This is a genomic window from Paracoccus albicereus (assembly GCF_024359525.1).
Lineage (GTDB): Bacteria > Pseudomonadota > Alphaproteobacteria > Rhodobacterales > Rhodobacteraceae > Paracoccus > Paracoccus albicereus.
This window is the reverse complement of record NZ_JAKZEU010000003.1, coordinates 176,182-194,763: the sequence shown is the minus strand read 5'-3', so window position 1 is coordinate 194,763 and position 18,582 is coordinate 176,182. Positions and strand designations below refer to the sequence as shown.

At 66.0% G+C, this 18,582-nt stretch carries 17 protein-coding genes and 1 tRNA gene; 7 read left to right on the top strand and 11 right to left on the bottom strand.

The window, feature by feature from the left end; translation table 11 throughout:
• Positions 1–86 precede the first annotated feature (86 nt).
• The 6 genes from ptsP to MLD63_RS09735 all read right to left on the bottom strand — a co-directional run bounded on the left by ptsP (position 87) and on the right by MLD63_RS09735 (position 5,999).
• On the bottom strand, positions 87–2,333 hold the full coding sequence (ptsP, locus tag MLD63_RS09760; RefSeq protein ID WP_255329716.1) for a phosphoenolpyruvate--protein phosphotransferase: 2,247 nt from the start codon (positions 2,331–2,333) through the stop codon (positions 87–89).
• A 74-nt stretch (positions 2,334–2,407) separates the two neighbouring features.
• The gene (locus tag MLD63_RS09755) at positions 2,408–3,664 is read right to left on the bottom strand and encodes an aspartate kinase (protein WP_255329975.1); all 1,257 of its coding nucleotides are present in this window, start codon (positions 3,662–3,664) and stop codon (positions 2,408–2,410) included.
• A gap of 78 nt (positions 3,665–3,742) precedes the next feature.
• Positions 3,743–4,168 carry a DUF1178 family protein gene (locus tag MLD63_RS09750; protein WP_255329715.1) on the bottom strand — a complete coding sequence of 142 codons (426 nt, stop codon included), beginning with the start codon at positions 4,166–4,168 and terminating at the stop codon, positions 3,743–3,745.
• Between the two features lie 27 nt (positions 4,169–4,195).
• Positions 4,196–5,458: a 3-deoxy-D-manno-octulosonic acid transferase gene (locus tag MLD63_RS09745; protein ID WP_255329714.1), complete on the bottom strand. Its 1,263-nt coding sequence runs from the start codon at positions 5,456–5,458 to the stop codon at positions 4,196–4,198.
• A 2-nt stretch (positions 5,459–5,460) separates the two neighbouring features.
• Positions 5,461–5,787, bottom strand: a complete 327-nt coding sequence (locus tag MLD63_RS09740) for a DUF1330 domain-containing protein (protein ID WP_255329713.1) — start codon at positions 5,785–5,787, stop codon at positions 5,461–5,463.
• Between the two features lie 138 nt (positions 5,788–5,925).
• A tRNA-Cys gene (locus MLD63_RS09735) sits at positions 5,926–5,999 on the bottom strand.
• A 147-nt stretch (positions 6,000–6,146) separates the two neighbouring features.
• Between MLD63_RS09735 and MLD63_RS09730 the strand changes: the two genes are divergently transcribed.
• Genes MLD63_RS09730 through MLD63_RS09720 form a run of 3 tightly spaced genes read left to right on the top strand, consistent with a single transcriptional unit; the run spans position 6,147 to position 9,510 of the window.
• Positions 6,147–6,803 (top strand): protein-L-isoaspartate O-methyltransferase family protein, encoded by a 657-nt coding sequence (locus MLD63_RS09730; protein ID WP_255329712.1) that lies wholly within the window; start codon positions 6,147–6,149, stop codon positions 6,801–6,803.
• Entirely contained in the window at positions 6,800–8,197 is a 1,398-nt protein-coding gene (locus tag MLD63_RS09725; protein WP_255329711.1) for a TolC family outer membrane protein, read from the top strand. Before MLD63_RS09730 ends, MLD63_RS09725 begins: the two co-directional genes overlap by 4 nt.
• A gap of 32 nt (positions 8,198–8,229) precedes the next feature.
• Positions 8,230–9,510 (top strand): hypothetical protein, encoded by a 1,281-nt coding sequence (locus MLD63_RS09720; RefSeq protein WP_255329710.1) that lies wholly within the window; start codon positions 8,230–8,232, stop codon positions 9,508–9,510.
• Positions 9,511–9,574: 64 nt separating this feature from the next.
• Here the strand turns inward: MLD63_RS09720 and MLD63_RS09715 are convergent, their stop codons facing one another.
• From MLD63_RS09715 to surE, 3 genes are read right to left on the bottom strand one after another with little or no spacing between them, the layout of a single operon-like run.
• The gene (locus MLD63_RS09715) at positions 9,575–10,684 is read right to left on the bottom strand and encodes a LysM peptidoglycan-binding domain-containing protein (protein WP_255329709.1); all 1,110 of its coding nucleotides are present in this window, start codon (positions 10,682–10,684) and stop codon (positions 9,575–9,577) included.
• 34 nt (positions 10,685–10,718) lie between these two features.
• Positions 10,719–11,396: a protein-L-isoaspartate(D-aspartate) O-methyltransferase gene (locus tag MLD63_RS09710; RefSeq protein WP_255329708.1), complete on the bottom strand. Its 678-nt coding sequence runs from the start codon at positions 11,394–11,396 to the stop codon at positions 10,719–10,721.
• The gene (gene surE / locus MLD63_RS09705; protein WP_255329707.1) at positions 11,393–12,199 is read right to left on the bottom strand and encodes a 5'/3'-nucleotidase SurE; all 807 of its coding nucleotides are present in this window, start codon (positions 12,197–12,199) and stop codon (positions 11,393–11,395) included. Before surE ends, MLD63_RS09710 begins: the two co-directional genes overlap by 4 nt.
• Positions 12,200–12,321: 122 nt before the next feature.
• Here surE and MLD63_RS09700 point away from each other — a divergent pair, with 122 nt between their 5' ends.
• Both MLD63_RS09700 and MLD63_RS09695 read left to right on the top strand, forming a co-directional pair.
• On the top strand, positions 12,322–13,236 hold the full coding sequence (locus tag MLD63_RS09700) for a sulfite exporter TauE/SafE family protein (protein WP_255329706.1): 915 nt from the start codon (positions 12,322–12,324) through the stop codon (positions 13,234–13,236).
• Positions 13,233–14,150 (top strand): TIGR02186 family protein, encoded by a 918-nt coding sequence (locus MLD63_RS09695; protein WP_369697001.1) that lies wholly within the window; start codon positions 13,233–13,235, stop codon positions 14,148–14,150. Before MLD63_RS09700 ends, MLD63_RS09695 begins: the two co-directional genes overlap by 4 nt.
• Before the next feature lie 123 nt (positions 14,151–14,273).
• Here the strand turns inward: MLD63_RS09695 and MLD63_RS09690 are convergent, their stop codons facing one another.
• Positions 14,274–15,239 (bottom strand): HpcH/HpaI aldolase/citrate lyase family protein, encoded by a 966-nt coding sequence (locus MLD63_RS09690; RefSeq protein ID WP_255329705.1) that lies wholly within the window; start codon positions 15,237–15,239, stop codon positions 14,274–14,276.
• Between the two features lie 156 nt (positions 15,240–15,395).
• Between MLD63_RS09690 and MLD63_RS09685 the strand changes: the two genes are divergently transcribed.
• Positions 15,396–16,256 (top strand): D-amino-acid transaminase, encoded by an 861-nt coding sequence (locus MLD63_RS09685; RefSeq protein ID WP_255329704.1) that lies wholly within the window; start codon positions 15,396–15,398, stop codon positions 16,254–16,256.
• A gap of 7 nt (positions 16,257–16,263) precedes the next feature.
• Here the strand turns inward: MLD63_RS09685 and MLD63_RS09680 are convergent, their stop codons facing one another.
• A complete protein-coding gene (locus MLD63_RS09680) occupies positions 16,264–17,004 on the bottom strand; it encodes an N-formylglutamate amidohydrolase (RefSeq protein ID WP_255329703.1) in 741 nt (246 codons plus the stop codon).
• Positions 17,005–17,128: 124 nt separating this feature from the next.
• Here MLD63_RS09680 and pyk point away from each other — a divergent pair, with 124 nt between their 5' ends.
• A complete protein-coding gene (gene pyk / locus MLD63_RS09675) occupies positions 17,129–18,574 on the top strand; it encodes a pyruvate kinase (RefSeq protein WP_255329702.1) in 1,446 nt (481 codons plus the stop codon).
• Positions 18,575–18,582: the final 8 nt, after the last annotated feature.

Sequence of the window (18,582 nt, the reverse complement as noted above, 5' to 3'; positions counted from 1 at the left end):
CTAGGAACCCGCCGAGGATGCGGCAACGCTTCTTAGCGCTCTGACGGTTGGATTGAGGCGGAATGTCGCCTGCATGCGGCTGCGACCTACTGGCGTGCCAGCCAGTCCGTCACCGGGCCGCGCAGGCTCGTCTTGCCTTCGGCCATAGCCTGATCGATCACCTGGCGCAGCTCGCTGATCGACACGCGGCGGATCAGGTGCTTCACGGGTCCAATCGACGCCGGGCGCATGGAAAGACGACGCACGCCGAGTGCCGCCAGGGTCAGAGCCTCGATCGGCCTGCCCGCATCCTCGCCGCAGAAGGACAGGGGCACGCGCGCGTCTTCGCAGCGCTGAACGATCTGCTGGATGAGGTTCAGGAACGGCGTGTTCAGCGTGTCGTAACGACGCCGGACGCGCTCGTTCTCTCGGTCGGCAGCATAGAAGAACTGCTTCAGATCGTTGCCGCCGATCGAGATGAAATCGCACATCTCGAAGAAGCGTTTGGGCGCAAACGCCAGCGACGGCGTTTCCAGCATCGCACCCACACGGATGTCGCTGGGCATCTCGCGACCCAGCTTCTGTTCGCGCGACAGTTCCTGCATCAGGATGCGGTAGGCGTCTTCGTATTCGCCCATGTCCGCGATGAACGGAAACATGACATGCAACGGCCGCCCGACAGCGGCACGGATCAGCGCCTGCAGCTGCATCCGCAGGATGCCACGCTTGTCCAGCCCGACCCGGATCGCGCGCCAGCCCATCGCAGGGTTGGGCTCATCCTGCGGCTTCATGTAGGGCAGCACCTTGTCCGATCCGATGTCGAGCGTGCGGAAATGCACCGGCTTGCCCTTGGCGTTGTCCATCACCCGCGCATAGAGCCCCGCCAGTTCACCCCGCCGGGGAACGTGGCTTCGGATCAGGAACTGAAGCTCGGTGCGGAACAGGCCCACGCCCTCCGCACCCGACCCCTCGAGGGAGGGCAGGTCGGCCATCAGGCCAGCATTCATGTAAAGTTCGACCCGCGTGCCGCAGGTGCCGACGGCGGGAAGTCCGCGCAGATCGGCATAGCGACTTTGCGCTTCGGCCTGCATCGCGACCTTGTCGCGAAAGGCGATGGCGACGCTTTCCTCGGGACGCAGATGAACAAGGCCCTGATCGCCGTCCAGCAGAACCGGATCCCCGTTCAGCGCCTCGGTCGTGATCCGCGTGGCGTGAATCACCAAGGGAATCGCCAAGGCCCGCGCGACGATTGCGGCGTGGCTGCCGACGCTGCCTTCTTCCAGGACAACGCCCTTCAGACGCCGCCCGTAGTCCAGCAATTCGGCGGGGCCGATGTTGCGTGCCACCAGAATCGGGTCTTCCGGCATCTCGGCCCCGGTATCGGCGCCCTGTCCTGTCAGCAATCGCAGCAACCGATTGGACAGATCGTCGAGATCGTGCAGGCGGTCGCGCAGATACGGATCGGCAGCGCTTTCCAATCGGGCGCGCGCCTGGCTCTGTTCCTTTTCGACCGCCGCCTCGGCCGACAGGCCCAGATCGATGTCCTCTTCCATCCGCCTCAGCCACGAGCGTGAATTGGCGAACATGCGGTAGGTTTCAAGGACCGCGACATGTTCGCCCTCGGCGCTCATCTCCGCATTGGCGAGCATCCGGTCGACGGTCGAGCGCAACGCCTCGACCGCCTCGTTCAGGCGCGCCTTTTCGCGCTTGGGATTGTCGCCGACCGGGTTCGCGATCACCACGCGCGGTTCATGCAGCCAGACGTGGCCCTCGGTCGCGCCCTCCTGACCGGTCAGGCCGCGGATCAGCACCGGGAAACGGTGCGACTTCGGCATCGTGTCGTCGCCGGCGCCCAGGAAAGCGCCAAGCTCGGTCATTTCGGCCAGCACCATCGCCACGACTTCCAGACCGTAGCTTTCATCCTCGCTGAACAATCGCGCTTCGCGGGACTGCACGACCAGCACGCCAAGCCTTTCGCCTACACGCTGGATCGGCACGCCAAGGAAGGACGGAAACACTTCCTCGCCGGTCTCGGGCATGAACCGGAAGCCGGGCTCACCCGGCGCATCGGCGGTGTTGATGGGTCGGCCGGTTCGGGCGACGCGGCCCACCAGGCCCTCGCCAAGTCGCAGGCGCGTCTGATGCACGGCTTCGGCATTCAGCCCCTCGGTCGCGCACAGTTCCAACGTGTCGGCATCACGGAACAGATAGATCGAGCAGACGTCGGTACCCATCGAATCGGCGATGTGATGGGTGATCTGATCCAGCCTGTCCTGGCCGCCGCCAGGCGCTGCGAGCGTGTCGCGCAGCCGCCTCAGCAGCTTGCGCGAATCACTGTCCTTGCGTTCCGCCATCACTCCCCCGGATCGACCTGGCAGCATTCTGCGCGAGGTTCCCGTGTCCCGTCGCAGGCCGCCTGCGGATGGGTTCAGGCCTTGTGCAGCTCAAAGGCATCATGCAGCGCCTGAACCGCCAATTCCATGTATTTGCGGTCGATCAGCACCGAAATCTTGATCTCGCTCGTCGAGATGACCTTGATGTTGATGTTCTCGTCGGCAAGCGCCTTGAACATGCGCGCGGCGACGCCGGCATGGCTGCGCATGCCGATCCCGACCACACTGACCTTGGCGACCTCGGTGTCGACGACCAGTTCGTCGTAGGAAATGGCGCCCGATTGCCGCGCCTCCTCCATCGCCTTCTTGGCGCGTTCGACCTGCGCGACCGGAACGGAGAAGGTCATGTCTGTGACCGATCCCGGATGATCGTCGTAGTCCTTTTCGGAAATGTTCTGGACGATCATGTCCACGTTCACGCCGGCTTCGGCCAGCGGCGCGAAGATCGCGGCCGAGATGCCGGGCCGGTCCTCGACCGTGACCAGCGTGATCTTGGCCTCTTCGCGCGAATAGGCGACGCCGTTGACGACTTTCGATTCCATGATCTCATCCTCATCACAGACCAGCGTGCCCGAGGTCTCGTCGGTGTCCTCGAACGAAGACAGCACCCGCAGGCGCACCCTGTTGCGCATGGCCAGCTCTACGCTGCGGGTCTGCAGCACCTTCGCGCCGAGACTGGCAAGTTCCAGCATCTCCTCAAACGCGATCTTGTCCAGCTTCCGCGCCTTCGAGGTGATCCGTGGATCGGTCGTATAGATGCCGTCCACGTCGGTATAGATGTCGCAGCGTTCCGCCTGAAAGGCGGCGGCGAAGGCGACGGCCGTCGTGTCCGACCCACCGCGCCCCAGCGTCGTGATCCGGTTGTCGGGCGCAAGTCCCTGAAAGCCTGCGACGACGGCGACCTTGAATCCTTCGCCGAACTTCTGGTCGAGGTTCTTGCGCGGAATATCCACGAAACGCGCGGCCGAATGCTGTGCGGTCGTATGAATCGGCACCTGCCAGCCCTGCCAGCTGCGCGCCGGCACGTCCATTTCCTGCAAGGTCAGCGCCATCAGCCCGGCCGTCACGTTCTCGCCCGAACTGACGACGGCATCGTATTCGCGTGCGTCGAAGAAGGTGCCGGTCTGCTCGACCCAGCCGACCAGCTCGTTCGTCTTTCCCGACATCGCGCTGACGATGACGATGACGTCATAGCCACGCTCGACCTCGCGCTTGACCTTAGCCGCGGCGTTCCGGATCCGGTCGAGATCGGCCACGGAAGTGCCGCCGAATTTCATCACCAGCAGCGGCATCGCGGGGGCCTCCAGCACCGGGTTGACTGCGTCCGCGGGGCTTTTATGGGTGCCGCTCGCCAAGGGCAAGGGGGGCGGTCAGTTGACCTTTCGACGCGGCGCGAAGGGCAGGGGGGCGATCGGCACGCCGTCTTCGATCAGCTGTTTCGCATCTTCGGGCTTCGCTTCGCCGTGGATGGAGCGATGCGGTTTCTCGCCCTCGTGCATGGCCCGAGCTTCCGTCGCAAACCGGTCACCGACGTAATCCGAATTCTTTTCGACCTCGCGACGAAGCTTGCGCAGACTGGCCATGACCTGATCGGCAGGCGACAGTGCGGGGATGCCGCCTGCATCCTTAGCCTCGCCCGAGACGGCTGGCGCCATCGGACTTTTCTCGACGTCCGTCGATGCGCAATGCATGCAGGCGATGTCGCCGGCGTCTCGCTGCTGCTCGTATGCTTCCGACGATCGGAACCAACCGTCGAAATCATGGCCATCGCCACAGCGCAACCTGTACCGGATCATCTACCCGTTTCCGTCTTCCTGAGCCCGTCAAATATGGGCGCGTGATCTGTTGCGCGCAAGCGCACGGATGCGCGCGAGAAGAGGCGCGGGATCGCCAGCACGCTGGTCCAGCACCTGCCGTGCCAGCTGCCCTGCGCGCCTTGTCGCAGCGGAATCGCCGCCAAGTCGCGACAGCTCGAAGCCCAGTGTCTCTGCCGTCACCCCATGTGAGGCGCCGGCCCTGTCGAGCGCGTCATAGGCTTCAGCGGCATTGCCAACGTGGGGTCCGTGAAGGATCGCGCAATTGTGGGCAGCCGGCTCCCACGGCGTATGCCCGCCGTGATCGATCAGCGAGCCGCCGGTGAAACAGGTGCCCGCCGCCGCGTACCATAGCGCCATCTCTCCCAGCGTGTCGGCCAGCAGGATCGGTGCGGCCTGATCCAATGTGGCGCCAAGGCTGCGTCGCGCGACCGGCAGCCCGCGCGCCTGAAGCAGTCCCGCCACCGCGTCGCCGCGTTCGGGATGGCGGGGCGCAAGGATCAGGCGCAGTTCGGGCTTGTCCCGCCTGGCAGCGGTAAAGGCGTCGATCACGATGTCTTCCTCGCCCGCATGGGTCGATGCGGCAAGAATCGTCCGATCGCGATCCGGCCCGTGATCCGACGGCTTCACCATTGCGGGACCGATCAGCTTCAGATCCATGCGTCCCATCAAGGCATTCGGGTCAAGGCCAAGCGCGATCAGCCGGGACTCGCTGCCGGCGTCCTGCGCTGAAAGTGCCGTGATCCCCGAAAGCACCGGTTCGATCAGTCCCGGCATCTTGGACCAGCGGCGGGCCGACCGTTCCGACATCCGCGCGCCGATCACAACCTGCGGCACGGAAGCCGCCCGAAGCGCCCGAGCGCGGTTGGGCCAGAACTCACCCTCGACGGTGACCTGCACGCTTGGCTGAGCGCGTGAAATAAACCGTGCGGTCGCGCCCGGTGCATCGAACGGGGCGAGGCGCGCGGGCCAACCCGCTTCGCGCGCGGTCGCGCGTCCGGTCAGACTGTTGGTCGTCACCAGCACGCCGGGATCACCGGCAAGCGCGTCGATCAACATCCGTGCCGAGTTCACCTCGCCGACCGACGCTGCGTGCAGCCAGACCGGGCGCCGCGGGATGTCGGCATCCGGTGGCACCAACCTTTCGCGCCAAGCATCGTCGGGCAGCACAAGATTGCGCAGTTGCAATCCCGCCTCTGCCAAGCGGGTAGCAATACCATAGAAGAAGGACAGGCTATTGCCCGCGCGGCGGGGCCGTCGCGGGACCGCCATCCTCAGCCCTTCGACAGATACGGGATGGCACCCGCCAGATCGGTGTCATCGATCAACACGAACTGGCTTTCGCTACCCGCCTGTCGTGCCTCGATAAACGGCGCATAATCGGGGTCCTCTGCGAAGCCGCGGGCCGATGCCTTGTCGGGAAACTGGATCAACGCGATCAGCGACAGGTCGGGCGCGTCACCCTCCAGCGTGTCGATTGCGCCGCTGCGCGACAGGTACCTGCCGCCATGCTTTGCTGCGATGTCGTGAACTTTTGCGGCGTAATCCGGAACCCAGGAATCGTCGGTCACCTTCACGTTGGCGATCAGATAGGCAGTCATGTGCTCCTCCTCGACTGAGGCGACAGTCGCCCCAGACAGAACCTAGCCCCATTTGGACTGCCGGGCGAGACGCTGCGTCGTCCTGCAAGACCTTTGGTCAGGGATATCGCAGCGCGCATGATGCTGAGGGATGTGGCGTGGAGGTGGGTACCGGAATCGAACCGGTCTTCACGGATTTGCAATCCGGTGCGTAACCTCTCCGCCAACCCACCCCGCTAACGGCGCCACGCGTCGAGTGGGGAAGGGATAGAGGATCGGGCAGGACGCTGCAAGACGGGATCGTGAAGGCCCGAGCGGCGTTGCCCAGCGAGGCAAATCGTGGCAATACCGGCGCAGATTACACATGGAAGAGTTACGTCATGGCCGATTTCGCCGCGCGTCGCACGATGATGGTGGATACACAGGTCCGTCCCAACGACGTGACACGCTATCCGGTGATCGAGGCGATGCTTGCCATCCCACGCGAAGATTTCGTTCCCGACTCGCGCCGCGCCATCGCCTATTCCGGCGAGAACCTACCCCTGGGACAGGGGCGCGTCCTTCTAGAACCGCGCACGCTGGCCAAGTTTGTCGACGGTTTGGACATCCAGCGCAACGATCTGGTGCTCGATGTGGGATGCGGTCTGGGCTACGCCGCTGCGGTCATCGCGCGGATGGCCGAGGCGGTCGTGGCGCTGGAGGAGGACGAGACGATGGCGGCCGAGGCAGAGCAGCGCCTGGCGACGGCAGGTGTCGACAACGTGGCCGTCCTGCAGGGTTCGCTGGTCGAAGGCTGCGCCGGGCAGGGGCCTTACGATGTCATTCTGATCGGCGGCGGCGCCGTCGAAACCGTGCCCGATGCGCTGGTCGAGCAGTTGAAGGATGGCGGCCGGATCGGTGCGCTGTTCGTCGAAGGCGGCCTTGGCATCGCGCGCATTGGCCGCAAACTGAACGGTCGCGTCAACTGGCGCTACGCCTTCAACGCCCATGCTCCGCTTCTTCCGGGCTTTCAGCGTCAGCGAGGATTCGCGCTATGAAGCGGCTTTCAGCCCTCTTGCGTGCGGCGACGGCCGCTGCGGCGCTCTCCCTCACAGCGCCTGCATCCTATGCGGAATCTCTTGCCGACACGATGGTCGCGGCCTATCGCCATTCCGCGCTGATGGATCAGAACCGTGCCGTCCTGCGTGCCGCCGATGAAGATGTCGCAGCCGCCGTCGCCCGTCTGCGCCCGGTGCTGAACTGGGTCGCGGATTACGGCTTCACCAGCAATCTCGACGGTCTCAACGCGCATAGTGCAACGATCGCGCTCAGGGCGCAGATGACGCTTTGGGACTGGGGCCGCAGCGCGCTGGCGATCGACATCGCCAAGGAGACTGTTCTGGCCACGCGCGAGAATCTGGTCGCGGTCGAACAGGACGTTCTCTTTAACGCCGTGCAGGCTTTCTTCGACGTGCGCAGCGCGCTGCAGCAGGTCGATCTGCAGCAAAGTTCGCTGCGCGTGATCGGACAGGAACGCCAGGCTGCGCTGGACCGCTTCGACGTGGGCGAGATCACCCGGACCGACGTTGCGCTGGCCGAAGCGCGGCTTGCAGCCGTACGCGCGACGCTGGCAACCGCCCAAGGCCAGCTTGAAATCGCGCGCGAGAATTACCGCACCGCCACCGGCGCGCCGCCCGATTCCCTGGATGCTCCACCGCCCTTGCCGGACCTTCCGGCGACGCTGGACGGAGCACGGACCATCGCGCAGCGATCCCACCCCGCGATCCTGCAGGTTCAACGGCAGGCTGCGGCCGCCGAACTGGGTGTCGCCGCCGCCGCGGCCGAGCGCAATCCGACGCTGAACGGCACTGCGGGTCTGCAGGTCGACCGTTCGCGCAACCAGCTTGGCGGCGGTTACTCGACGTCGCAAGGCGCGGTCGTCGGTCTGGAACTGTCGCAAACGATCTATTCGGGCGGCAGGCTGCCGGCGGCGCATCGCCAGGCGATGGCGCAGCGCGATCAGGTTCGTGCGCTGCTTCTGGATACGTCACGGCAGATCAGTCAGTTGGTCGGTACGTCCTGGGCGAATATCGACGTCGCGCGGGCGCAGATCAGTGCGATCGAACAGCAGATCAGCGCCGCCCAGCAAGCCTACGATGGTGTCCGCGAAGAGGCGCAGCTGGGTGCGCGAACCACGCTGGACGTGCTTGACGCCGAACAATCGCTGCTGGAGGCGCGGGCGGACCGGATCACCGCTCTCGCCAATCTTCAGTTAGCACATTATCAACTATTGGCTGCTATGGGTCTGTTGACGGTAGAAAACCTTCAACTCGGGATCCCGACCTATGACCCTTCCGAATACTACAATGCGGTCCGTGACGCGCCCTTCACCAGCAAGCAGGGCGAAAATCTCGATAGGGTCCTGCGCGCGCTCGGCCGCGACGGGAACTGACGCATCCTTCGTGGATGGCTGCCATGAATGACATGGCCCGCCCCAACGCTGCCGCCCGCCTTTCGGAAGACATCGGTGACGTCCTGTCTTCGATCCGCCGCCTGATCGCAGAAGATGAAGCGATCGGCGCTGCCCGCGCCAACGCCGCGGCGCGGGTCGCCAAACTGGGCGAGGGCGGTGTGACTGATCCCGTTTCACTCAGCCGCGAAGACGCGCTGGCCCGCCGCTTTGGCGGCAATGCCGCGCTGGCCCGCGATCTCGTGTCAGCCCATCGTCGCGCCGAGCCCGTCCTGCGTTCGCCACGCCGCGGGATGCAGGACGATACCTTCACAAATGTCATTCCGGCCGTCTCGGATCAGGACGATGAAGCCACGGCCTCGTCGGGTGACGACGCGCCGTCGTGGACCTTTTCCTCGCGGTTCCGAGTGGTCGAGCCTACAGTCCTGCGCCTGGAGGCTGCGGATCGGGTCCCTTCATCCTCGGGCACTGATGATCCTGCTGGCGTGAGTGACACGCCGGCACCATGGCGCGCCTGGAAACCGTCGCGGGACGAGATCTCGGTCAAGGTCACGCCGGATCCGGCTGCGCCAGAACCTGCGGCGGTGGTCGCGACCGAAACAGCGGAGATCCAGCCGGCGCCGGTCCCCTTCTTCGATATCGATGCACTGGCCCCGCGCATCGCGACCGACCTTCAGGATGCCCCTAAACTTCGCGCAAGCTTGTTCGAGGATGAGGACGACTTCGCCGAGCAATTCGACGCCATCGCTCGTCAACAGCACGTCGTCGAGACGCCGGAGCCATCGGTCGAAGCGGCCGGGTCCGCGAACACTGCCCAGCCGCCGTCTCTGGAAAACCAGGTCGATCCCGACCGCGACAGGTCGGACGCGGCATCGATCATCACCACGCCTCCGGCTCCGGTAATGGACCCGTATCCGAGCCTCGCCTTGCGGCTAGCCAGCGCGATCCGGGGCCGTCCTCTGGCCGCGCGGGCACCGGCCGAAATGCGGCCCGTTCCGGACCCTGCAGCCGTGACCCCGGAAGCGCCGGCCTTGGTTGAGACCGGCACCCCCTTGCCGACGATGCCAGTCCAGGGGCCGGTCTTCAGTGCGCCGGCGCCGGTCCGGACCCTGCCAGAGCCGTCCTTTCCGACGGTCGAGGACATTGTGGACGATCCGGCGATGCGCGCGCTCGTCCGCGAGATCATCGGTGAAGAGCTGCATGGGGAGCTTGGGACCCGCTTTGCGCGGAACCTGCGCGCGGTGATCCGCCGTGAAGTCGCGGCCGCGATCGAAGATCAGATGGACCGCTTCTGAGACAAACGAAAATCATGCAGCGCCGCCGGTCTCGACCGGCGGCGTTTGCGTTTGTGCCTCGCGCTCAGAAGAAGGCTTCGGGGTCGGTGCTGTCGAAGCCGCGCCGGACCTCGAAATGGACCACGCCGGCCGCGGTGGCGGTGCCCAGCTTCTGGCCGCTGGTGACGCTGTCACCCTTGGCGACGGTCAGGTCGTTGAGCCCCGCATAGACCGTCATCAGATCGCCGTCATGGCGGATCACGACGATCGGCACCCCGTCGGTATCGCGGGTGATTGCCGCAACCCGCCCCGCACCGGCGGCGCTGACCGAGGTTCCCTGCGGAGCCGAAATGTCGATCCCTTCATTTCGGCCCTTTTCGTAGGGTCGGATGATCGCCCCGTTGACGGGCATCCGCAATTGACCCGAACCCGACGCAGCGGTCCGCGTATCGCCCAGATCGGGACCGTCCGGACGCTCGACCGGGGTCGATGCGGGCTGCGTCGTCTCTTCGGGAAGCGGTCGCGCGGCCGAGGGCGGCTGCGGCGTCCGCGTCCCCGTTCCGGGCGCACTGACCGCCTGGGTCTCTGACGGGGGCTGTTGGCCCGGGACCGGCACCAGAAGGCGTTGGCCGGTCCGGATCGCCATGTTGTCCGGCAAGCCGTTCCAGGCAGCCAGATCGTTGATCCCGACGCTGTAGCGGCGTGCGATGGACCAGGCGGTCTCACCCGGTTGCACCACATGCTCACGCGGGGTTGCGCTGCTCGTTCCGGCCGCCGGGGCGCTGGCCGCGCTCTGGCCCGCGAAGGGATCGGTGACCTGCCCGGTGGTGCTGACCTGGCCGGAAGGTCCCGGTGCGCCCGCCGGAATCCTGCGGGGCAGGGCGACGATCGCGCCCTCCTGCAATACCGCATTGGCGTCGATCGCGTTGTGGCTTGCCAATTCCGCCGCGCCGATCCCCAGCCGAGCCGCGATGGTGGCGACGCTGTCGCCCTGCCGCGCGACCGCGACCTGCGCATTGGGAAAGGTGATCACGCCCCGCGCATCGGGCGCGGGCCGGGGTGCTGCCCGTCCGGCCGCGTCCGCCGTCGTCGGGCCACCCATCAGACCGCGCAAATCCGGATCGAAGGTCCCGTTCGCGCCGCAGGAGGCCAGTCCCATCATCAGGGCCGAGGCCCCCAAAATCCGCAATCTCATGTCACCGCCCTCGCTGCCTGCCGCCGTTCGGGGGTCATGTCTGTCCCAACCCCTCGACCAGCGGCACGAACCGCACCTGGCGCAGTTCGTCATAGTCGAAACCGCCCTCGTGGCGCCTGACGCGGATCAGGGTCTGGACCGCATCCGACTGCCCCACGGGCACCACCATGATACCGCCGATCTTCAACTGCGCCAAGAGCGGGCCGGGCGCATCCTCGGCCGCGGCGGTCACGATGATGCGGTCGAAAGGCGCCTGTTCGGGCAGTCCGCGCGACCCGTCCGCGACCTGCGCCGTGATGTTGGTCAGTCCGAGTCTGCGAAACAGGGCCTCGGCCTCGGTCACCAGCCTGCGATGCCGATCGACGGTGTAGATCCGCCGGCAAAGCCCGGCCAGCACCGCGGCCTGATAGCCCGAACCGGTGCCGATCTCCAGAACGGTGTCACGGGGTCCGACCTCCAATGCCTGTGTCATCAGGCCGACGACCGATGGCTGGCTGATCGTCTGCCCGCAGGGGATCGGCAGCGGCGTGTCCTCGTAGGCGCGATCCGAGAACTGGCCGCGCACGAATTCGCCGCGGTCGATCTTCTCCATCGCGGCCAGGACCGCGGGTTCTGTCACACCGCGCTGGCGTAGCTGAAACAGGAAGCGCATCTTGCGCTCGGCCTCTTCGCCGGCGCCATCATCGTCCACGTCGCCCGGGCCCGCATTCATCCCTGGTCCAGCGCCTCCGCCAGATCGGGCAGCGAGGCGTGGCAGGTCAGGTCAGCCCGCATGGGCGTCACCGTGATGTATCCCGCCATGTTCAGCGCGACATCGCTGCCAGGCGTCGCCTCGGCGTCCTGTTTGCCACCCGCGACCCACAGATAGCGCCGCCCGTTCGGCGCCTGATAGGGCTTCATCGAAAAGCGCGATCCGGTGCGCAGCCCTTGCGGCGCAACGCGGATGCCCTGCACCTCGGACGCGGGAACGGGCGGAAAATTGACGTTGTAGAACAACCGGAAGTCGGCGTCGTTGGTCCAGTCCGCCTGTTCCAGAAGCTGGCGGATCACCCGCGCGCCATGCTGACGCGCGGCCTCGAACGGATCGTCCAGCACCGCCGTCCGCGGCCCCAGATATTGCGACAGCGCGATCGCCGGCCGGTCCTGCAACGCGGCTTCCATCGCGCCCCCGATCGTGCCGGAATAGAGCACGTTTTCCCCGGCATTGTTGCCCCGGTTCACACCGGACAGGACCAGATCGGGCGGCGCGTCGGCCATCACGTCGGAAATCGCTGCCATCACGCAATCGGCTGGGCTGCCCTCGGCGGCGAAGCGTCGCTGCCCCAGTTCGGCCACCATCGTCGGATGCGCGTAGCTGATGCAATGGCCGACGCCCGATTGCTCGAAGGCGGGGGCGAGCGTCCAGATCTCGTCAGGGCCGTCGGCCTTGTCGCCGGCGATCTCGGCCGCGATCTGTTCCAGCACCGCCAGACCCGGCGCGTTGATCCCGTCGTCGTTGGTCAGAAGGATGCGCATGAAATGTCCTGCCTTTCCGTCAGAGTGTTAGCGGTGCGGACTGCCCGCTTCAACCACCGAACGGCTTGGCGTTTGACGCCGCGCTGCGGCGCGTGCAGGATAAGTCAAGCAGCGGGCAGAACATGCAGATCTACCTTCCCATCGCCGAAGTCGCGGTCAATGCCTTCCTGCTGATCGGCGTGGGCGGCGTCGTCGGATTGATGAGCGGCCTTTTCGGTGTCGGTGGCGGCTTCCTGATCACGCCTCTGCTGTTCTTCATCGGTATCCCTCCCCCCATCGCGGTGGCAACCGGCGCCAACCAAGTCGTTGCATCCTCGGTCAGTGGCGTCTTCGCGCATCTCAAGCGGCGCACCGTCGATTTTCGCATGGGGGGCGTGCTGCTGGTCGGCGGGATCGCCGGATCAGCGATCGGCGTGTGGTTCTTCACCTTGCTGCAAAGGCTGGGACAGGTCGATCTGGTCGTGCAACTGTTCTATGTCGTCTTCCTGGGCCTGATCGGCCTGATGATGCTGCAGGAAAGCCTGCGCGCGCTGACTGCCCATCGCCGTCCTGCCGTGCGCAAGCGGCTGCATCAGCACATGTGGGTCCACCGGTTGCCGTGGAAGATCAAGTTTCGCACTTCGGGCCTCTATATCAGCGTCATCCCGCCGCTGCTGGTCGGGCTTGCCGTGGGCGTCCTGGCCGCGATCATGGGCGTTGGCGGTGGGTTCATCATGGTCCCTGCGATGATCTATTTGCTGGGAATGCCCACCAAGGTCGTCGTCGGGACCTCGCTGTTCCAGATCACCTTCGTGACCGCCTTCACCACCCTGATGCACGCGGTCAGCTACAACACGGTCGATCTGATGCTGGCCGTTCTGCTGATCGTGGGCGGCGTCATCGGCGCGCAGATCGGGACCGGTCTGGGCGCGAGGCTGCGGGCAGAGCAATTGCGGATCCTGCTGGCGCTTCTGGTGCTTGGCGTCTGCTTCAAGCTGGCGCTGGACCTATTCCTGCGGCCCGACGATCTCTATTCCATCGCGGCGGGCTCGGTGTGAGGCTGGCGGGACCGCTCTGCGCCGGGGTCCTGCTCTGGTTCGCCGCTGTGGCAATCGCGCAGGAGCCTGTCGCCGATCCACCCGCCGCCGCCCGGCAGCGCGACCAGACAGAGGCGCCGCCCGCCGCCCGCTCGGACATCTACCCGACCTATCCCGATCCCGGTCGCCCGCGCGTCATCGTGCCCGAAAACGCGGACGCCCCGCCCGAACGCGTGGTCGCCGGCCTGTCCAGCGACGCGGTGTCCATCACGGCCAGCTTCGACGGCTCGAACATTCTGATCTACGGTGCGGTCGCACGCGAAGCGCCGGTGCCGGACGGCCCCCCGCTCGAAGTGATCGTGACGATCGAAGGACCGTCGCAGGCGCTGACGGTCCGCCGCAAGACCCGACAGGTCGGCATCTGGATCAACACCGAATCGCTGGAGGTCGGAGCGGCGCCCAGCTTCTACGTCGTCTCGACCTCGGGGCCGCTCGACCAGATCCTGCAGCCGGATTGGGATACGCGCTATCGCATCTCGGTTCCGCTGGCGATGCGGTCGTTTGCCGGTGAACTGACGGTCGAGGACACGGTCCCCTTCACCGAGGCGCTGGTCCGGCTGCGCGAAGGCAACGGACTTTACCGGACCGACGAGGCCGGTGTGAACGTCGTGGACCAGACGCTGTTCAATGCCGACATTCGCCTGCCCGCCAACCTGATCGAGGGTGATTACAAGACCCGCATCTTCCTGCTGCGCGAGGGACGGATCATCGACGTGTTCCGCGCCCCGATCGAGGTTCGCAAGGTCGGGATCGAGCGCTGGCTGTACCGTCTCGCCTTCGACCGGCCGCTGCTCTACGGGCTGATGTCGCTGGCCGTCGCCATCGCCGCCGGCTGGGGCGCCTCCAGCGCATTCCGCCTGTTGCGCAGACGGTGAAGGGCGCCGCAGTACAGCTCGACCCTGAAACAGAAACAGGCCCCGCGGGTGACCGCAGGGCCTGTCGCTCCTCCCCGTGTCGGGCCTGCCGCATCCCCCCGATGCGCGGGCCCTTGGGGTCCTTTACGCGGATTTCGCCGCGATCTTGTCGGCCTGCTTCACGATCACCTCGGCCTGCTTGATCGAGGCGATGTCGATCAGCCGGCCCTTGTAGGTGGCCGCGCCCTGGCCGGATTTCTTGGCATCTTCCATCGCGGCGATGATCTCGCGCGCTTCGGTCACCGCCTTCTCGCCGGGCGAAAAGACCTCGTTCGCCAGCGCGACCTGGCTGGGATGGATCGCCCATTTACCGACCATGCCCAGTGTCGCGACGCGACGGGCCTGCGCGCGGAACCCGTCCGCATCGCTGAAATCGCCATAGGGGCCGTCGACGGGCAGCACGCCATGGGTGCGGCAGGCGGCGACGATCTTTGCGGTCGCCCAGTGCCACGGATCGGGCCAGTAGGACTGACCCTGATGCAGCATGTAATAATCTTCCTGGGTTCCGCCGATGCCGGTGGTGGCCATCCCCATCGATGCCGCGAAATCCGCAGCACCCAGACTGATCGCCTGCATCCGCGGCGAGGCTGCGGCGATCTCCTCGACATGGCTGATACCGGCAGCGCTCTCGATGATCGCCTCGAAACCCAGCTTTCGCTTGCGACCCTTCGCCGCCTCGATCGCGGTGACCAGCGCATCGACGGCATAGATGTCGGACGCGGTGCCGGCCTTCGGGATCATGATCAGGTCCAGCCGATCGGACGCCTGTTCCAGCAGGTCCACGACATCGCGGTACCACCACGGCGTATCCAGCCCGTTGATCCGCACCGACAGCGTCTTGTCGCCCCAGTCGATGTCCCCGATCGCCTGGACGACGGCCTTGCGCGCCGCGTCCTTGTCATCGGGCGCGACCGAATCCTCCAGGTCGATGTTGATGACGTCGGCCTCGGACGCGGCCATCTTCGCAAACAGGTTCTCGCGGGAGCCGGGGCCGAACAGCTGGCAGCGGTTCAGGCGTTCGACGGGCGCGGGCTGTAGGCGAAAACTCATCCTGACTCCGGTCGTGGCGATATCGGTTCGGCCGGATTAAGACATTCTTGCGTGCGCATCAACAGATTTTGAACACCGTCGCATACCGTGGGCCATGCTTGACGCGCGGCGCGCTTTTGCGCACCAAGCGCCACGCGCATGACCACGGAGGCCCCCATGACCCGCACCGTCTACCTGAATGGCGACTATCTGCCCGAGGACGAGGCGAAGGTCTCGATCTTCGACCGCGGCTTCGTGATGGCCGACGCGATCTACGAAGTCACTTCGGTGCTCGGCGGAAAGCTGATCGATTTCGGTGGCCACATGGCGCGCCTGAAACGGTCGATGGACGCGCTCGACATGCAGAACCCGTTGTCGGACGACGAGTTTCTGACAGCGCACCGCGAACTGGTCACCCGCAACGGGATCGAGGATGGCCTGATCTATCTTCAGGTCACGCGCGGCAATCCGGGCGACCGCGACTTCGCCTATCCGCCTGCGGACACCGCGCCGACCGTGGTCATGTTCACCCAGTCCAAGCCCGGCCTTGCCGACAATCCGGCCGCGAAACAGGGCATCCGCGTGATCTCGACCGAGGATCTGCGCTGGGGGCGCCGCGACATCAAGACGGTGCAGTTGCTTTATCCCAGCATGGCCAAGATGGAGGCCAAGGCGAAAGGCGCCGACGACGCCTGGCTGGTCGAAGACGGCCGCGTGACCGAAGGCACGTCGAACAACGCCTATATCGTGAAGGGCGGCACGATCATCACCCGCGAATTGTCCCACGACATCCTGCACGGCATCACCCGCGCCGCGGTCCTTCGCTTTGCCAAGGAAGCGCAGATGAAGGTCGAGGAACGCGCCTTCACGATCGACGAGGCGAAGGACGCCGACGAAGCCTTCGTGACTTCGGCTTCGGCCTTCGTGATGCCGGTGGTGGAAATCGACGGCGTCTCGGTGGGGCAGGGCACCCCCGGCCCGGCGGCAACGCGGTTGCGCGAGATCTACCTGGACGAAAGCCGCAAGGCCGCGGTCTGAAGCCGGCCTAGACGCCCGTCTCGGCCGTCACCCTTTCGATCACCGGCGCCAGCTTATCAGCCCATTCCTTCTGGCCCGCCTCGGTCGCGATCAGATCGTTCCTGACCTCGATCAGCATGTTCGGACGACCGTGCTGCAGGGCGTGGCGGTCGACCGAATCCCCGTCCAGATGGCCGGAATAGGGCTGGTTGTCGCCGGTGATCCAGCCCGCCTCGCGGCAGGCGCGCACCATGGGCGGGCCGATGCGCTCGTCGCGATGCGAATATAGAATTCCGACCAACCAGGGCCGGGGCGGGCGGCCGCGCAATTGCGGTGTGAAACTGTGGATCGCGCAGATCCCGCGATCGGGGTGGGTGCCGGCCAGCCGCTCCAGCGCGGCGTGGTAGGGCCGGTGCAGCAGGTTCAGCCGACGCTCGCGTTCGGCCGCATCGGCCTTGCGGTTGGCCGGAATGACCGTGCCGTCGTAAAGCCGCATCAGCAGCGTCGGGTCATCCTCGCCTCGGTTGGGGTCGATCACCAGGCGCGAGAAATCCGACAGGATCGCAGGCGCGTTCATCACCGCGGCCAGTTGTTCGGCCAGCCCCGCCGCGCCGACATCGAAGGCGATGTGGCGCGCCATGTCCTCGGGCGCGATGCCCAGATCCCCGCCGCCGACCCAGTCCGGCACCCGGTTCGTCGCGTGATCGCAGGTGATGAGCCATCGCGAAGGTCGATCCTCGCCGATGGTGCGAAAGGGCTGTTCCGCCATGAATCCGTCCTTGTTGGGGCCGTTCCATAGGCCATGAATCTGCCGATGGCCAGTTGCCGCGCCGCCGCAACTCCGGCATAGATAGCGCAAACATACGGCAGGCATGCAAGGCAGGGGGACCGCCATGAGACGGCACCGCAAGATCAAGATCGTGGCGACGCTGGGGCCCGCATCGAGCGACGAGGCGATGATCCGCAAGCTCTTCGATGCGGGTGCCGACGTGTTCCGGCTGAACATGTCGCACGGCACCCACGACGATCACCGCGCCCGCCACGCCGCGATCCGCCGGATCGAGGAAGAGACCGGTCGCCCGATCGCCATCCTCGCCGACCTTCAGGGTCCGAAGCTGCGCGTCGGTCGCTTCGCCGCCGGCCCGATCGAGCTTGAGACCGGGCAGAAGTTCCGCTTCGACCTGAACGACGCGCCGGGTGACGCATCGCGCGTGCAGTTGCCCCACCCCGAGATCTTCGCGGCGCTGGAAAAGGGCGCGGGCCTGCTGGTCAACGACGGTAAGATCCGCATGAAGGTCAAGGATTTCGGCCCCGACTTCGCCGATTGCACGGTGACGGCGGGCGGCGAGATTTCCAACAACAAGGGCGTCAACGTCCCCGATGTGGTGCTTCCGCTGGCCGCGCTGTCGGACAAGGACAAGGAAGACCTGGAATTCGCCTGCGAGCTCGGCGTCGACTGGCTGGCCCTATCCTTCGTTCAGCGCCCCGAGGATGTCGAAGAAGGCAAGGCGCTGGCCAAGGGTCGCGCCGCCGTCATGGTCAAGGTCGAAAAACCCGCTGCCGTCCGCGCCTTCGACGAGATTTTGCGCGTCAGCGACGGGATCATGGTTGCGCGCGGCGATCTGGGCGTTGAGATGCCGGTCCATTCCGTGCCGCCGATCCAGAAGCGCATGGTCCGCGCCTGCCGCGCGGCCGCCAAGCCCGTGATCGTCGCGACCCAGATGCTGGAATCGATGATCGACAGCCCGATGCCCACCCGGGCCGAGGTCTCGGACGTCGCGAACGCCATCTACGAAGGTGCGGACGCGGTGATGCTGTCGGCCGAAAGCGCCGCCGGCCAGTACCCGGTCGAGGCGATCCAGACGATGGACGCGGTCGCCCGCTCGGTCGAGGCCGACCCGACCTATCGCCAGATCATCGAATCCTCGCGCAGCGCGAAGCTTCACACGATTGCCGATGGCATCGTGACCGCCGCACGCGAGATCGCGGAAACCACCGATATCGCGGCCATCTGCGCCTTCACCCAGTCCGGCACGACAGCGCTGATCTGCGCGCGCGAACGGCCGCGCGTGCCGATCATCGCGCTCTCGCCGCTGGACGAGACGCTGCGCCGGCTGGTCCTGACCTGGGGCTGCCATTGCGTCAAGACGCCCTCGGTCAGCCGCTTCAAGGAGGCGGTGGTGAACGCCGTCCGTGCCGCGCGCGACCACAACTTCGCCGAGGAAGGCAACCAGATCGTCGTGATCGCCGGGGTGCCGTTCCGTGTGTCGGGCACGACGAACATCCTGCGCATCGCGCCCTGCGACGAACGCTTGATCTCCAGCACCGACCCGGAATAATCCTGCGC